The organism is Arthrobacter silviterrae (assembly GCF_011045165.1).
In the GTDB taxonomy this organism is placed as follows: Bacteria; Actinomycetota; Actinomycetes; order Actinomycetales; family Micrococcaceae; genus Specibacter; species Specibacter silviterrae.
The window spans coordinates 35,043-49,437 of the sequence record NZ_JAAKZI010000024.1 but is presented as its reverse complement, the minus strand read 5'-3'; the positions used below and the strand labels follow the sequence as shown (position 1 = coordinate 49,437).

The 14,395-nt window shown below is 66.4% G+C and carries 15 protein-coding genes; 6 read left to right on the top strand and 9 right to left on the bottom strand.

The features are described 5' to 3' along the window. Positions 1-3: 3 nt before the first annotated feature. Positions 4-1,176 (bottom strand): ABC transporter substrate-binding protein, encoded by a 1,173-nt coding sequence (locus G6N77_RS13525; protein WP_165182692.1) that lies wholly within the window; start codon positions 1,174-1,176, stop codon positions 4-6. Between the two features lie 40 nt (positions 1,177-1,216). After that, the gene (locus G6N77_RS13520; protein WP_165182691.1) at positions 1,217-2,299 is read right to left on the bottom strand and encodes an ABC transporter ATP-binding protein; all 1,083 of its coding nucleotides are present in this window, start codon (positions 2,297-2,299) and stop codon (positions 1,217-1,219) included. 197 nt (positions 2,300-2,496) lie between these two features. Here G6N77_RS13520 and G6N77_RS13515 point away from each other — a divergent pair, with 197 nt between their 5' ends. From G6N77_RS13515 to idi, 4 genes are all read left to right on the top strand, one after another. Then, on the top strand, positions 2,497-3,255 hold the full coding sequence (locus G6N77_RS13515; protein WP_165182690.1) for a FadR/GntR family transcriptional regulator: 759 nt from the start codon (positions 2,497-2,499) through the stop codon (positions 3,253-3,255). A 49-nt stretch (positions 3,256-3,304) separates the two neighbouring features. Beyond that, complete coding sequence (locus G6N77_RS13510) at positions 3,305-4,072, top strand: cache domain-containing protein (RefSeq protein ID WP_165182689.1); 768 nt, start codon at positions 3,305-3,307, stop codon at positions 4,070-4,072. Between the two features lie 158 nt (positions 4,073-4,230). Further along, positions 4,231-6,057: a hypothetical protein gene (locus G6N77_RS13505; protein ID WP_165182688.1), complete on the top strand. Its 1,827-nt coding sequence runs from the start codon at positions 4,231-4,233 to the stop codon at positions 6,055-6,057. Positions 6,058-6,091: 34 nt separating this feature from the next. Further along, the gene (idi, locus tag G6N77_RS13500; RefSeq protein WP_165182687.1) at positions 6,092-6,670 is read left to right on the top strand and encodes an isopentenyl-diphosphate Delta-isomerase; all 579 of its coding nucleotides are present in this window, start codon (positions 6,092-6,094) and stop codon (positions 6,668-6,670) included. On the opposite strand, the gene G6N77_RS13495 is transcribed toward idi, so the two are convergent. From G6N77_RS13495 to G6N77_RS13480, 4 genes are all read right to left on the bottom strand, one after another. Further along, complete coding sequence (locus G6N77_RS13495; protein WP_165182686.1) at positions 6,663-7,484, bottom strand: SDR family NAD(P)-dependent oxidoreductase; 822 nt, start codon at positions 7,482-7,484, stop codon at positions 6,663-6,665. The two genes, idi and G6N77_RS13495, sit on opposite strands and share 8 nt — an antisense overlap. A gap of 66 nt (positions 7,485-7,550) precedes the next feature. Then, entirely contained in the window at positions 7,551-8,207 is a 657-nt protein-coding gene (locus tag G6N77_RS13490) for a hypothetical protein (RefSeq protein WP_165182685.1), read from the bottom strand. 111 nt (positions 8,208-8,318) lie between these two features. Further along, the gene (locus tag G6N77_RS13485) at positions 8,319-8,516 is read right to left on the bottom strand and encodes a DUF6186 family protein (RefSeq protein WP_165182684.1); all 198 of its coding nucleotides are present in this window, start codon (positions 8,514-8,516) and stop codon (positions 8,319-8,321) included. After that, on the bottom strand, positions 8,513-9,292 hold the full coding sequence (locus tag G6N77_RS13480) for a hypothetical protein (protein WP_165182683.1): 780 nt from the start codon (positions 9,290-9,292) through the stop codon (positions 8,513-8,515). Before G6N77_RS13480 ends, G6N77_RS13485 begins: the two co-directional genes overlap by 4 nt. Before the next feature lie 177 nt (positions 9,293-9,469). Between G6N77_RS13480 and G6N77_RS13475 the strand changes: the two genes are divergently transcribed. After that, positions 9,470-10,042, top strand: coding sequence for an NADPH-dependent FMN reductase (locus G6N77_RS13475; protein ID WP_165182717.1), 573 nt, complete (start codon positions 9,470-9,472; stop codon positions 10,040-10,042). Here G6N77_RS13475 and G6N77_RS13470 read toward each other — a convergent pair. Then, a complete protein-coding gene (locus G6N77_RS13470) occupies positions 10,032-10,751 on the bottom strand; it encodes a TetR/AcrR family transcriptional regulator (protein ID WP_165182682.1) in 720 nt (239 codons plus the stop codon). The genes G6N77_RS13475 and G6N77_RS13470 overlap by 11 nt on opposite strands. Before the next feature lie 125 nt (positions 10,752-10,876). Here G6N77_RS13470 and G6N77_RS13465 point away from each other — a divergent pair, with 125 nt between their 5' ends. Beyond that, on the top strand, positions 10,877-11,941 hold the full coding sequence (locus G6N77_RS13465) for a hypothetical protein (protein WP_165182681.1): 1,065 nt from the start codon (positions 10,877-10,879) through the stop codon (positions 11,939-11,941). A 26-nt stretch (positions 11,942-11,967) separates the two neighbouring features. Here the strand turns inward: G6N77_RS13465 and G6N77_RS13460 are convergent, their stop codons facing one another. Together G6N77_RS13460 and G6N77_RS13455 are read right to left on the bottom strand one after the other, a co-directional pair. Beyond that, entirely contained in the window at positions 11,968-12,696 is a 729-nt protein-coding gene (locus G6N77_RS13460; protein ID WP_165182680.1) for an FMN reductase, read from the bottom strand. A 124-nt stretch (positions 12,697-12,820) separates the two neighbouring features. Beyond that, positions 12,821-14,359, bottom strand: a complete 1,539-nt coding sequence (locus G6N77_RS13455; protein ID WP_165182679.1) for an amino acid permease — start codon at positions 14,357-14,359, stop codon at positions 12,821-12,823. Between the last annotated feature and the right edge of the window lie 36 nt (positions 14,360-14,395).

The window sequence follows — 14,395 nt, the reverse complement described above, 5'->3', positions numbered from 1 at the left end:
GGGCTAACCCTTGATTTCCGTCCAGGCCTTGGTCCACTCCGAGTAGTCGGTGCAGGTGGCGTCGGTGCGGCCGTCCAGGCACTTGGCAATGGGGGTAGTCCAGTACCAGATCTTGGAGGCGTAGCTGGCGTCGCCGGAGTGGTAGGTCTCGCAGAAGTTCTTGTCCGTGGTCAGCGCGCAGGCCTTGGGGTTGGCCGGGGACTCGCCAAAGTACTCGGCGACGGCGGCGTTGGCCTTGGGGCTGGCAATGTAGTCCAGCCACTTGTACGCGCAGTTGGAGTTCTTCGTCTTGGCACCGATCATCCAGGTGTCCGACCAGCCGGTGGCGCCCTCGGAAGGCAGCAGCGTCTCCACCTTGGCGCCGTCGGCCTTGGCAATGTTGGCGCCCACCTGCCAGGTGGTGCCGATCACGGATGTGCCGGAAGCAAAGGACTGCACTTCCTTCACCACGTCATTCCAGTACTCGCCCACGTGCTTGCGCTGGTCCTTCAGAAGCGCGACGGCGGCCGCCAGCTGGTCCTTGTCCAGGGCGTAGGGGTTCTTGATGTTCAGCTCAGGCTTGTGCTTCATCAGGTAGAGCGCCGCATCGGCAATGTAGATGGGCGAATCGTACGCGGTGACCTTGCCGCTGAACGAGGACGCGCCGTCGAACACGGAACCCCAGGAGGTGGGTGCCGGGGTGACCTTGTCGGTGCGGTACATCAGCAGGTTGGCACCCCAGCCGTGCGGCATGCCGTAGTTCTTGCCGTCCACGGTGTTCCAGGCCTTGTCCTTCAGGAACGGGTACACGTCCGGGTAGTTTTTCAGCAGCGACATGTTCACCGGCTGCACGTCTCCGCCGGCAATCAGGCGCAGGGAGGCGTCGCCGGAGGCGGAAATGACGTCATACTGGCCGGTGCGCATCAGCGTCACGGCCTCGTCCGAGGTGCCGAACGGCTTGAAATTGACCTTGCAGCCGGTCTCCGCCGTGAACGGGGTGACCCAGTCCACCTTCGGATCGTTGCTGCCGTCTTCCACGTACCCGGGCCAGCCCAGGATGGAGACCTGGCCCTCGCCTGCGCCGATGGATTCCTTCAGTGTTCCTGCGGCCGAGCCGCCGCCGGAGGAGGTGCCGCACGCCGCCAGCGCCAATGCTGCCACGGCCAGGGTCCCGATGACTTTCAGGGAGCTCTTCATGATGTTTCCTTTCAGGTGAAATGAGTGATTGCTTGAAGCTTTAGTTGCCGTCGGGGAGCCACACGGCATCCCGGTCCAGCCAGCTGACGGACACTGTCTTCCCCACAACGCTGGCCTCGTCCGGCAGGTCACTGCCCACCAGCACCACGACAGCGGGGCCCCCTTCCAGCGCCACCCTCACCTGCGTGGCGTGCCCCACATAGACCAGGGAGGTGACGGTCCCCCGCAGGGAGGCGGCGCCGTCGTGCTTGGCAGTGGAGGCCGTCCAGTCAAGGGTGAGTCGCTCGGGGCGGACCACAAACTGCCCGCCGCGCTGGTAGAGGGAGGCGGCAATGTCGGGACCGAAGAGGTTGGAGGTGCCCACAAAGTTGGCCACGAACGCGCCGGTGGGGCGCTGGTAAATCTCGTGCGCCGTGCCGATCTGGGCCAGCTTGCCGTTGTTGAACACGCCGATCCTGTCGCTCATGGTGAGGGCCTCCTCCTGATCGTGCGTGACGAAAATGAAGGTGATGCCCAGGCTGCGCTGGAGTTCCTTGAGCTCGATCTGCATTTGCTGGCGGAGCTTGAGGTCCAGGGCGCCCAGTGGTTCGTCGAGCAGGAGGACCTTGGGCTCGACGACAAGTGCCCGGGCCAGTGCCACGCGCTGCCGCTGCCCGCCGGAAAGCTGGCTGGGGCGGCGCTGCATGAACTTGCCCAGCTGCACCCTCTCGAGGGATTCGATGGCGCGCTCGCGGCGTTCGGCCTTCTTCATGCCGCGCACGCGCAGCCCGTAGGCCACGTTGTCCACGAGGGACATGTGCGGGAAGAGCGCATAGTCCTGGAAGACGGTGTTGACGTCGCGCTGGAACGGCGCCTTGCCGCTGACGTCCGCCCCTTCCAGCTCGATGGTGCCGGAGGTGGGCAGTTCGAAGCCGGCAATGAGTCGCAGCACGGTGGTTTTGCCGGAGCCGGACGGGCCCAGCATGGAGAAGAACTCCCCCTGCCGGATGTCCAGGTCCACGCCGTCCACGGCGCGGGTTTCGTTGAATCCCTTGCTGCCGAACGTCTTGGTGAGGTTGCGCAGCCGGATGGCGGGAACCTCGGCGGTGGTTTCCCGCACCCCGCTCAACGTGGTCTGGCTCATGGAATGCGCCTTTCAGTGGTTTCTTGGTTTTCTGTGGTTTCAGTGGTTGGTGCTTGGCCGGGTTATGGCTGTGATGGGGGCCACAATGTGGTGCTGAAGCTAAATACTATTACTTAAGATGTTTTATGTATAGACCCGGTGGCAAAGTGGCCGTTACGATTGTGTAAAGCCCCGAATCCCCGGAAAGGAGGGGCCGCATGTCCCTCTCCCCCCTGGGTGCATCACGGAGCCTGGCGGCAGTATTCACCCCCATCAAGTCCGGCGGGCTGGTGGATGAGGTGTGCCGGCGCATTGAACTTGCCGTGGAATCGGGCCTGCTGGCGAGCGGACAGCGGCTGCCGAACGAGGTGGAGCTGGCCGGCGCGCTGGGCGTGTCGGCCGTGACGGCACGGGAGGCGCTGTCCCAACTTCGCGGCCAGGGGCTCATCCGCACCACGCGGGGGCGCAGCGGCGGCAGCTTCGTCACGGAAAATTCCTTCCCTTCACTGGTTCAGGCCCGCGGGAAGCTGATGGAACTGACCCGCCTGCAAATCACCGATTTGGGACTGCATTTCCAGGCCATCGCCGCGGCCTGTGCCGCCGTGGCGGCGCGGCGTTCCAGCCCGGAGGACGTGGAGTCGCTGCGGAACTACATCCGGCCCCAGCTCGACGACGGCGAACCGGCAACAGCATTCGCCTGGCGCCTGTCCGCGGCGGAGTTCCTGCTGGAAATGGCGTCCGTGGCACGCTCCGCCAGGCTAGCCCGCGAAATGCTGCGCCTCCAGGCGGACATCGGCACCATGACGCTGCTGCCGTTCTCGGATCCGGCTTTTTGTGAACAGACAGCCGCACTGAACAGCTCCATCACGGAGGCGATAGCGGACCACGACGCCACCGGCGCCGAGGCCCGGACCAGGGAACTCATCACCTCCACCATCACCTGGCTGCTGGCTGAATACGCCGGCAGTCCGCACTGAACACTCCGCACTGAAACAATCCGCACCATCGACAAGTAAGGTCACGCTGATGAACGGCAAGGAAGCCGCACCGTCCGCTGCAGGGGTTGGGGAACCTTCGGCCACCACCACCACCGCAGGGGGCGTTCCCGCAGTCATTCCGGAGGGCGCCGTTCCCGCAGGCGCCAGGGAGCTCGCTGCCCTGATCGACTCGATTGAGGCGGGGATCGACGCCTGGGCGCAGGCCACCACGGAGTGGCTGTCCGGGCAGTCAAAGCCCACCGGGACAGCCATCGACAAGTTCATCCGGCCCGCGGTGGCCCGCATGCTCCACGAACCAGGGTCGCGGCTGGCCGGCGCCGGATTTGTGGCCGTCACGGGACTGCTGGGCCACGGCCGAAGCTACATTGCCTGGTGGCAGGGCGAGGACTTGGAGCGGGTGGATGCGCTGGCCAACTTCAGCCCGTCCTCCATCAGCCGCTATGTGAAGACGGAATGGTTCAAGGTCCCCGTGGAAACCGGCCGGCCGCACGTCACCGGCCCCTACATCGACCTGCTTTGCACGGATGAATACGTGCTGACCTTCACCAACCCGGTGTTCAGCTCCGGCACCATCGCCGGCGTGGTGGGCATGGATGTCACGGCCCAGACGCTGGAACGCGCCGGCCTGGCTTCGCTGCGCAGCTTGGGCCCCGGGGCCGTGCTGGTCAACGCGGGCGGGCGGGCCATTGTCAGTGCGTCCCCCACGGTGGACGCGGGCGACCTGGTCCAGGCTGCGCCGGAGGCCGCCATCTACCCCGTGGGCCGGCAGTTCAGGATCATCACCCACACCGTGTGAGCCGATCCGGCGGTCCTTTCAGGCGCTGGACAGCCGTTCGTATGCTGCGCACATCTTAAATTGCCACGATTTCAGGGTGTGCGGCGTCGAACCACTGCGCCACTGTAATCTGGCAGTGACATGAGAAGTGCCGCGCACATTGTGGGGAAGGAGATGGAATGCCTGCACAGAGGAAGCACCACAGGCCGGCCGCGCAGCCAGCCCCCGAGCCGCCGCCGGAGCCGTATCCGGTGCACTCCATCCCCGGCACGTTGCTGGCATCGCGGCTGGTGGGGAGCGGCCGGACCCGCCCGGCGGTGGTGGTCAGCTACAAGTCCGACGCCGGAAAGCGGCGCATCAACGCACAGTTCCTGGCCCAGCAGCTCGGCGACGAGGCGGACGTCTTTGAAATCGCCAACGGCGTGGAAACCCGCAAGCTCCAGGACGGGCTCCCGGAGGACCTCCACGTGTTCGGCACCGGCGCCCGGGTCTATCCAGCAGGCCCCGGGTGGGCCGCACGGACTCCCCCGGCCCGGCTGGTGGTGGGATCCACCGACCTGGGCCGGCTGACCAACCAGCTGCTTGGCGACGTGCATGCCGCCGCCCACTCCGGATTCCCTTCCCCGCCGGCCGAAACAGCGAAACCGACACGTGCCACGGCCACGGGGACAGTCCGTGGATTCGCCTCGGAAGACAACAGCCGGGCCCTGGTCAAGCTGTCCACCACGGGAAAGATTGTCACTGTCCGGGCCGAGGACCTGCTGCCGGGCGTGCCGCTCAACTGGCTCCTCACGCCGGGACAGTCCGTCACGGGCCTGCTGGATGAAGGCAACGGCACCCTGGACATCAGCGCACTCCTGCTCAAGCCCGGCTCGCCCATCACCAGCTACAGCGAGGGCGACGTGGCCCTGGCCCGCGTCCGCAGCGCCGGCGCCACCCATGCCATGGTCACCCTGTGGCCCGGCTCCGACTTCCGGATCGGCACCGCGCGCATCTCCTCCAATGAACTCGATTCCGCGGAAGACCTCCTCACCGAGGGTGAAGTGGTGCGGGTGAGGGTGCTGTATGAAAACGGCGCCGTGGTGTTGTCGATGCTGGACGTGGACGACGACGAACCCATCGTCCCAGCGCCGCCCCTGGTCCAGGGCGGGCCGCCGTGGCTTGACCTGGACCGACCGTACGCCAGCATCTTTGCCCCGCCCGCAGCGCCCCTCCCCGGTGAGTCAAGCGCAGGGCAAGCCGCGGCTGGGACCGGGGCGGCCGGCGTCGTGCTTGAAGCGCAGGAGCCTGCCCTGACGCCGGCGGAACGCAAAACGGCGCTGAAGTCGACGCAGATGGAACTGGAAAAGGCGCGCCACACCATTGCCGAGCTGCAGGACTTGGTGGACAAGTTAGTGGCCACCGACAAGGCCGCCCGGACCCTGCAGGACAAGCTGGCGCAGGAACACGCCAAAGCCGACGACCTGGCGCGCAGGCACAACGATGCGGTGCACCAGATCGACGCCTTCAAGGCAGAGCTGGCGAAGACGACGGCCAAGCTGGTGGGGGCGAAGAAGCAGCGGCGGTCGGCGTCGTCCCGTTCGGAATCCAGCCTGGCGGGGCTGTTCGCCGAGCCGGAAGAGCAGTTTGATTTCGAGCTGCGCCACGAATGGGCGCTCATGGTTCCAGCCATGGACAAGGCCGCGCAGCCGCTGGGCGAGTACGTGGTGGGGCCGGGGTTCCTGGCCACGCTGTCCCAGCTGCCGGCGCCGCAGCGCGCCAAGACGCTGCGGGCCGCGGTGGACCTGATTGCCAACCGCGAAGGGCCGCTGCGCAACCGCAAGCCCCACTTCCTGCGCGAAAATGAGGGCGCCCACGCCCCGGCGCGCATGCGCGGCGACGATGTTTGCTGGCGCCTCTATGTGGAGCAGGGCACGGCCGGGGCGCTGCGGCTGCACTACTGGAAGCTGAAATCCGGCGGTTTCGAGCTCCACGAGGTTGTCACGCACGACGACGTCAAGCCATAAGCTGGTGTGACACCGTCGGAAAGGACGCACTCCCATGCCTGCCCCCATTGAGCTGGTCCGCCTGCTGGACGACGACGGCGCCGAGATCGGCACTGCGGACAAGTCGCTGGTCCACGGTGCAAACACCCCGCTGCACCTGGCCTTTTCCTGCCACCTGGTGGACGGCTCGGGACGCACGCTGGCCACGCGCCGGGCACTGTCCAAACTGACCTGGCCGGGGGTGTGGACCAACTCGTTTTGCGGCCACCCGGCCCCCGGCGAAACGTTCGAGGACGCTGTGAGGCGCCGCGCCGCCGTCGAGCTTAACATCGAGATCTCAGACATCCGCCCCGCCCTGCCCGACTTCCGCTACCGCGCCGTCGACGCCTCCGGCGTAGTGGAAAACGAGGTCTGCCCCGTTTTCACGGCCGTCTACGCAGGCAGCAGCGACATCTCACCCAACCCGGAGGAAGTGTGCGACTGGGCGTGGACGGACATTGTGGACCTGGAGGAAGCCGTCATTTCGACGCCGTTCGCGTTCAGCCCGTGGCTGGTCCAGCAGGTGGCTGAGGGCATTTACACGGGCGGACTGCTGCCCGGCACGCCCGGCGTCCCCAGCATTGACTCTATTTGACGGCCACCATGGCCGCACTGCGGTCCCACAGCTGCCGCGCCAGCGCGGGATCCTGGGCGGTGCGCGTGGGCGTGGCCACCTTGCGCTTGGCGTAGTACTTTCCGGGCTCCCAGTCCTCCCCCGGCACGGTGGTCGCCAGCCACACCAGCGTGTCCGCGCCCTGCGCCGGCGTGAGCATGAACCGCCGCATCAGGCTACCGTACATGAATTTGGTGACCCGGTTGGATTCGGCCGAAAACCCGCTGCCGACCACGCCGGGGTGGAAGGCTGCCGCGGAAACTCCGTGGTCCCCGTAGCGGCGCTGCAGCTCGATGGTGAACAGGATGTTGTCCAGCTTCGCATTGCCGTACGCCGCATTGGCGCTGTACTTCTTCACGGCGTCCAGGTCGTCGATGTCGTACTTGGCCATGATCCTGTGGGCCATGCTGGAGGTGTTGATGACAGTGGCCCGGCTGGCCACCAGCTTCTCAATCAGCAGCGTGGTGAGCAGGAACGGCGCCAGGTGGTTCACCTGGAACGTCTTTTCATGCCCGTCCACCGTGAGCTCGCGGGCGCCCATGATGCCGCCGGCATTGTTGGCCAGCACGTCAATCCGCGGGTATTTGTTCCCCAGCTTTTCCGCCAGCCCGCGCACCTGCGCCAGGTCGGTGAAGTCGGCCAGGAAAAAGTCCGCCTCCAGCTCCTTCGCCACGGCCTGGGTCTTCTGCGCCGAGCGCCCCACGACCACCAGGGTGTCCCCAGGGTTGGCGAGCATGGTGGCGGCGGCAGCACCAATTCCGTCGCTGGCGCCTGTGATAACAATTGTGCGTGACATGGACCGTCCTTAGAATTGGCTTCAGCTTACAGCCGCGGCCCTTGGAATCCCCGCCGTGGCGTGGCCCTACTTGGAGCGGTCGATCATGCGGGCAACCTTTTGCTCCAACGATGCCAAGGTGACGTCCGGAAGGACGATAATTCCGTCCAGTTCCTTGCGGGCCCGCTTGTACGCTGACTGCCTTTCGGCCGGGCTGGCGGCCTCATTTTCGGCAATGTTGACGAGCTTGCGGGCGGTGTCCAGCCGGCCCCTCTCCGCCTCGGAAAAGGCCGTGTCCTTGAGCCGGCGGGCCTCCTTTTCCGCCACGTCAAAGGCCACGTCGTAGGCGTTGACGGCATTCCGGTAGTCATCCCAGCGCACCTTGGACGTGACGTCGGAGGCGGCAACCGGGCGGAGGGCGTCGGCGTCGCGCTTGGCCCGCAGGAACGCGACGGTGAGAGGTTCGCGGACGTCCGTCATCATGGGGAAGTCGATCAGCTTGCCGACGTCGAGCTCGTAATCCAGCCAGCGCCGGTTGACGGCGTCGTGCGTTTCCATGACCCGAGCCACGTCCGCCTCGCTGAACGCATCAGGGTCCTTGGCCAAAGTTTCCTGCTGCATCGGGGGCAGCTGGGCGGCCTCGGGAGGCCCGGCCACCTCGGGATGACGGAGCTTGTACATCTCCACCCGCCGGCGGTGCCGCCGTTCGGCGGCCCGGTTGATGCCGCGGCCACCACGAGCCACCGCCCATATTAAAGGGAATGCCAGCCACCAGTTGTGGGTGAAGAAAACGATTATGTCTTGCACCACTCAATCGTGCCATGGGCCACACTGCCGGACCAATGGCCGCACGCGTCAGCCCACCAGGAAGTGCCAGCCCAGCCACCAGACAAACAGCAGCAACGTGACGCGCGCGGCCCGGACGGCGAAAACATGGCCCAGCAGTTCGCCGAGACCGGCAAGCGCCGCCGGCTTCACCCGGGACACCACCACCAGTGCCAGCCCCGCCACCGGAACCAGCACATACCCGACCACCACCAGCACGTAGATCATGCCCGCCGCACCACCCGCACCAACGCCCCGCAGGCCACCAGCCACATCCCGGTCATGGCCCAGCGGCTCGAATCATCGTTGAACAGGGGCTGCAGCAGGTCGGTCAGAGGAGGGAAAACGGCCGCATCCGCCGGGGCAAACCTGTCAATGAAATACGTCCCCAGCTCCCACACGCACAGCAGAAGCACGACGCCGGCCCACCACCAGGCGGCCCGGCGCACCCTGGGTGCCGCACGGCCAAGCGGGTGCGGGGGCTGCGGCCACGTCAGCAGGAGCATGGCAGAACCCACCAGCCCCACCACGGCCGGTATGCCGACGCTGTCCTGCGGGGCCACGACCACCACGGCCGTCACCAGCACCGCGGCGGCGGCCGCCGCGGCCAGCCATGCCCACCGGGGCACCAGCCTTACACTCCGGGTCCCGCCGGAATGGCGGTGGTGCGGGGCGCCGGGAGGAGTCGGGCCGGGGTCTGTGGACGGGCCAGTTGACGGGCCCGTGTTATCTGCCGGGGAACGGTGCCGCACGGCAGTGTCGGCCGCGAGCGCCAGGGCCCCGGCCAGAAAGATGAACCCGTCCACGGGCACGCCGCGGTAGAAGTGGAACGTTGCGGTGATGAACAGGATGGCCACCCACGGGGTGGACAGCCACAGCGACGGACGGCTGGCCGCCTTCGCGGACGGCACACCGTGGCCCGGCAGCCCCCCGCCATGAGGATGGCCGGCTCCGGGGTCTTGGGCGGATTCCCCCGGCTTTCCTGAACGTGTGCTGGAAGCCATATGTCCAGTCCACCACCACTGGCGCCCCGGCGCCAGTGGGAGGCGGGCCGGCAGCCCGGGCCGGGCACCCGGCGTCGTGCTTGGAAACGGTGCGGCAGCGGCCAAAAAATCCATGGACGGCGGCGCGGCTGCGGTCTAGATTTGTGGGCAGGAAGTCAAAGATCCCCGAAGGGAGCCATCATGAGCTACACGGTCGGCGTTTTCATTGGCAGCCTGGCCTCGGATTCAATCAACCGGAAGCTGGCCAAGGCGCTGTTCAAACTGTCGCCTCCGGAGCTGAAGCTGGTGGAGATTCCCATCGGCGCGCTGCCGCTGTACAACCGCGATTTCGACGCCGACTTTCCGCCGGCCGGGCGCGCGTTCAAGGATGCCGTGGCCGCCGTGGACGCACTGATTTTCGTGACGCCGGAGTACAACCGCAGCATCCCGGGCGTGCTGAAGAACGCCATTGACTGGGGGTCGCGGCCGTATGGCACCAATTCCTTCGCCAAGAAGCCTTCGGCCGTCACGGGCACCTCGCGGGGGCAGATCAGCACGGCGGTGGCGCAGCAGCACCTGCGCAGCATCCTGTCGTTTGTGAATTCGCCGGAGCTGGCTCAGCCGGAGGCGTACATCCACTTCACGGAGGGCATGATTGACGACGACGGCAACGTCACCGTGGCCCGCACGGAGGAGTTCCTGCGCAACTGGCTGCAGGAGTTCCACATCTTCGTGGTGAAGGTGCTGGGGGCGCAGCGGATCACGCTGTAGGGCGGTTTTGCAGCCCGGCGCGGGCCTGTTCGAAGAGCCTGAATCCCACCTCGACCACCAACGCTTCATCCTGGGGCGCAACGCCCATGAGCACATTGACCAGAAGGTGGTTGACGGCCCCCACCAGGGCCACTGCCGTCAGCGCTGCAAAGTCGCTGACCGGCAGCGCATCCTCCAGGTTTCCGGCGTTCACGGGGCCCTGGTCGAGAAGCACCTGCTGGTGGACGATGTTGGCGAAGGAGCCCAGCACCTCGAAGCGCTTTGCGTCCAGGTGTGGCGAGACGGCGACCACCTCAATGAGCACGATCCGCGCATGCCGCCTGTCCCCCAGCAGGAAGCCGACAAACGCCGATAATCCGGCATGCGCGCCCTTGACGACGTCGCCGCCAGCGGATTCCATGCCCGCCTGGGTGGCCGCGAACAGCCGTTCAACGAGGTGGCTGTAGACCTCGGCCAGCAGGTGCTCGCGGCCTTCAAAGGACTCGTAGAAGTAGCGCTCGCTCAGGCCCGCCTCACGGCAGACGTCCTTGACCGTCGCCCGGAGGTAGCCCGTGGTCCCAAAGACCTGGATTCCCGCTGCGATGAGGCGGTCCCTGCGCTCCTGCGCCCGGGTTGAGGGATCGAGGCCGGAGTACACCCGGCCCTTCGCGCGCCTTGGGACCGCATGCTGCACCGGTTCCGGGACCGGCACCTCACGCGGAACTTTCATGGGAGTCATCATATGCCCGCGGTGCTGCGTAATGACCGTATGTGCTGGGTGGCGTGCTGGGTGGCGTGCCGCCTTCGACGTCCGGCGGGCAGGACTCGCCATGACAGAATAAATACAGATCACCCATGGCAGCAAAGAAGAAAACTCCACCGGAGCCGGAACCCGTCGGCGCGGAACGCCCTGCGCACAAATCCGGTGTACGCCGCCCGCATACTCGCCAGCCGCCGGACTACCGGCGCCGGGCCGTGCTGGCCTCCGTGGCCCTGGCCGCCGCCACCACCGCCTTCAAGGCAAACATTGCCGCGGACTACCTGCTGACGGAACGTTCCCAGTTCCGTGTCACCACCCCGGACAACGATGAAAACAAGACTGCCGCCAACAGGTTTCCGGGCAAAACCTGGTACCTCCTGGGCGGGTTCGGCGTCAGCTATCGCGACACCGGGCGGAAGTTGGCAGCCCTGCAGCCCGCCATGAACGAACGCGCTCCGGCGTCGTACATAGGCTATTCCAACGGCGGGATCGACATCGCACAGCTTTTCATCGCCATCCAGCGGGATGCCTACGAGCGCAAGCTGGACACCGTCTACTTCTACGGCGACAGCTTCGGCGGGATGGCCGCCGTCGTGCTGGCATCGCTGCTGGTGGAAAACGGCATCACCGTCAAGGTCATTGTCATGGGATCCAGCCCAAGCAGCGTGCGCGACGTCCTGGACCCGGGCAAGGAATACATTTCCCTGGCCGGGCGCGTGGTCCCCTACCTTGGCCTGCTGGGGCGGCTGGGCGCGGGCGTGTGGAGCGGGCTGAGCAACCCCAACGGGCAGGGCATGTACGAGGCGGCACGGTCCGGCATCAACAGCTCATTGGACCAGTCGAGCAACTCGCTCATCCTGAAAACCACCCAAGCCACGTTCCTGCAGGCCTTCCCGGCCCAGTATGACGGGCACATCCCGCGCACCACGGGGATCGGGCTGATGTACGATCCCGAGGACTTCATTGTGGACGCGCCCATGGCCATCGCGGGGTGGGAGCTGCTGTTCCCGCACAATCCGGTGTTCCAGTACGACGTGCCCCACACCGGCCACGCCAGCCCCGAGATCCACCCCGACGTGTACCGGACGGGCCTGGCCGTGGTGCTGGACAAGCTCGACCCGCCGCCGCTGACCAGCCAGCCGGTGCTTCCGATCTTCTGACGGGGACGACGGCGGCGGGCCTGGGCCTAGTGGCGCTGGGTCTGCGCCAGCAGCTGCTCAAACGGCAGGGACGTCATTTGCTCCACCTCGTGGGCGTGCCGCTTCGCCTTGTGGTCGGGGGAAAACCCGGCGGGCGAAAACCCGGCCCGGGACAGAGGTGCGGCGGAGGTGTCCCCGGGGGCCGGCGTCGTGCCTGAAACAGCCGGGCGGGACGGTGCCAGCACGGCGGCAAGCTCCCCCGCACCCTGGCCAATGCGGCGGTCCAGGGAGTCGGTGCCGGAGTTGGCCCAGTCCTCGGGTGAGGCGTAGACGGCGGTGGGCATGGTGCGCGCCCGCAGGTAGCTGAAAAGCGGGCGGATTGCCGTGTCCAGCACCAGCGAGTGCCGCGCCGTGCCTCCGGTGGCCCCGAAAAATACGGGCATGCCGTCGAGGAACTTGGGGTCCAGCACGTCAAAGAACGACTTGAACAGGCCGCTGTAGGAGGCGCTGAAGGTGGGGGTGACGGCGATCATGGCGTCCGCGCGGGACACCCGGGCCACCACATCCGCCAGCGCCGGGCCGGCATAACCGGTCACCATGTTGTTGGCGATGTCAGTGGCAAAGTCCCGGAGGTCGACGACGTCGAGCACGGCCTCCGCGCCCATCTCGCCCAGGTGCGCCTTGACTGCCCCGGCCATCTGGTCCGCAAGCATGCGCGTGGACGACGGAACGCCGAGGCCGGCCGAGATGACAACAATGGTGCGCTGTACTGCCATGTCCTGCACTGTGACTCCTTTTTCGCTGCCGCATGTTTCATGCGTTTGCATCTAATGGGGTCAACTGGCGCGCCATTGAAGTTATTCCCGGGCCGGCCCCGGCGTTCCCGCTTACGGCTCCCGCTTACTGCTCCCGGACGACGGCGGCTTCCGCGCCGGCTGCCCCGGCGTGGTGGGCCTCCACCGGGTGGGCGTGGAGGTCCTCGTGGCGGGCGGCGGCAATCGCATTGATGCGCCCGCGGCTAAGGTACCAGCCGCCCATGAGCGCCGGGATGATGACCACCAGGGAGGCCACAGTCCAGGTGCCCACCGGGTTGTCAAAGGCCATGAGCACGATGACGGCCAGGAGGAAGGCCAGCGTCAGGTAGCCGGTGTACGGTGCACCAAACATGCGGAACGCCGGCCGGATGGCCTCGCCCTTCTTCGAGAGCCGGTACAGGGCCAGCTGGCACAGCACGATCATGCCCCAGGAGGCGATGATGCCGATGGCCGCCATGTTGAGCACAATCTCAAAGGCCGACGCCGGCACAATCGCGTTGAGGATCACGCCCAGCCCCGCCACGGCGGCCGTCAGGGCAATGCCGCCGTAGGGCACGCCGCGCTTGTTCAGCTTGGCCGTGAACTTCGGTGCCGAACCGGCCAGTGACATGGAACGCAGGATCCGGCCCGTGGAATACAGCCCGGCGTTGAGCGAGGACATGGCCGCCGTCAGCACCACCAGGTTCATGATGGAGTCCATGCCCTGGACGCCGATGGAGCCAAAGAAGGTCACAAACGGGCTCTCCCCCGCCTTGTACGCCGTGTACGGGAGCAGCAGGGACAGCAGCACCAGCGAGCCGACGTAGAAAACACCGATGCGGATGATGACCGTGTTGATGGCCTTGGGCATGACCTTTTCCGGGTTTTGGGTTTCCCCGGCCGCCGTGCCGATCAGCTCAATAGAGGCGTAGGCAAAGACCACGCCCTGCATGACCACCACCACCGGCAGCAGCCCGTTCGGGAAGAAGCCGCCGTGGTCGGCGATCAGCGTGAAGCCCACCTGCTGGCCGGCCACGGGGGTGCCGAAGATGACAAAGTACGCGCCCACCAGCAGGAAGCCCACCAGGGCGACCACCTTGATCAGCGCAAACCAGAACTCCAGCTCTCCGAAGACCTTCACGGACACCAGGTTCAGCCCCAGCACAATCAGCAGCGCTGCCAGCGCCCACACCCACTGCGGCACGGAACCGATCCAGGGTACGTACTTGGCGAAGAAGTGCATGTACAGGGCAATGGCCGTGATGTCCACGATCGCTGTCATGGCCCAGTTGAGCCAGTACAGCCAGCCGGACACGAAGGCGGCCTTTTCGCCGAAGAACTCGCGGGCGTAGGAGACAAAGGAGCCCGACGACGGCCGGTGGATGACCAGCTCGCCCAGCGCCCGCAGGATCAGGAAGGCGAAGAAGCCGCAGATCGCGTAGCTGAACATCAGGGCGGGGCCGGCGCCGGCGAGCCTGCCGCCGGCGCCCATGAACAGGCCAGTGCCGATGGCGCCGCCAATGGCGATCATCTGGATCTGTCGGGTTTTCAGGCCCTTGTGCAGGCCTGCATCCTCGGCCGTCAGTGACGCGTTGGGTACATCTTGGACCAGGTCGGACGTGTCCAATGGTGTTTCATGGTGCATACGCTTGCCTATCGGTGAGTGCGGCCCGCACCGTTG

What these genes read in the sequence shown, in the direction of transcription:
- G6N77_RS13525 (WP_165182692.1), bottom strand. Translation starts at nt 1,176, where the DNA reads ATGAAGAGCTCCCTGAAAGTCATCGGGACCCTGGCCGTGGCAGCATTG.
- G6N77_RS13520 (WP_165182691.1), bottom strand. Translation starts at nt 2,299, where the DNA reads ATGAGCCAGACCACGTTGAGCGGGGTGCGGGAAACCACCGCCGAGGTT.
- G6N77_RS13515 (WP_165182690.1), top strand. Translation starts at nt 2,497, where the DNA reads ATGTCCCTCTCCCCCCTGGGTGCATCACGGAGCCTGGCGGCAGTATTC.
- G6N77_RS13510 (WP_165182689.1), top strand. Translation starts at nt 3,305, where the DNA reads ATGAACGGCAAGGAAGCCGCACCGTCCGCTGCAGGGGTTGGGGAACCT.
- G6N77_RS13505 (WP_165182688.1), top strand. Translation starts at nt 4,231, where the DNA reads ATGCCTGCACAGAGGAAGCACCACAGGCCGGCCGCGCAGCCAGCCCCC.
- idi (WP_165182687.1), top strand. Translation starts at nt 6,092, where the DNA reads ATGCCTGCCCCCATTGAGCTGGTCCGCCTGCTGGACGACGACGGCGCC.
- G6N77_RS13495 (WP_165182686.1), bottom strand. Translation starts at nt 7,484, where the DNA reads ATGTCACGCACAATTGTTATCACAGGCGCCAGCGACGGAATTGGTGCT.
- G6N77_RS13485 (WP_165182684.1), bottom strand. Translation starts at nt 8,516, where the DNA reads ATGATCTACGTGCTGGTGGTGGTCGGGTATGTGCTGGTTCCGGTGGCG.
- G6N77_RS13480 (WP_165182683.1), bottom strand. Translation starts at nt 9,292, where the DNA reads ATGGCTTCCAGCACACGTTCAGGAAAGCCGGGGGAATCCGCCCAAGAC.
- G6N77_RS13470 (WP_165182682.1), bottom strand. Translation starts at nt 10,751, where the DNA reads ATGAAAGTTCCGCGTGAGGTGCCGGTCCCGGAACCGGTGCAGCATGCG.
- G6N77_RS13465 (WP_165182681.1), top strand. Translation starts at nt 10,877, where the DNA reads ATGGCAGCAAAGAAGAAAACTCCACCGGAGCCGGAACCCGTCGGCGCG.
- G6N77_RS13460 (WP_165182680.1), bottom strand. Translation starts at nt 12,696, where the DNA reads ATGGCAGTACAGCGCACCATTGTTGTCATCTCGGCCGGCCTCGGCGTT.
- G6N77_RS13455 (WP_165182679.1), bottom strand. Translation starts at nt 14,359, where the DNA reads ATGCACCATGAAACACCATTGGACACGTCCGACCTGGTCCAAGATGTA.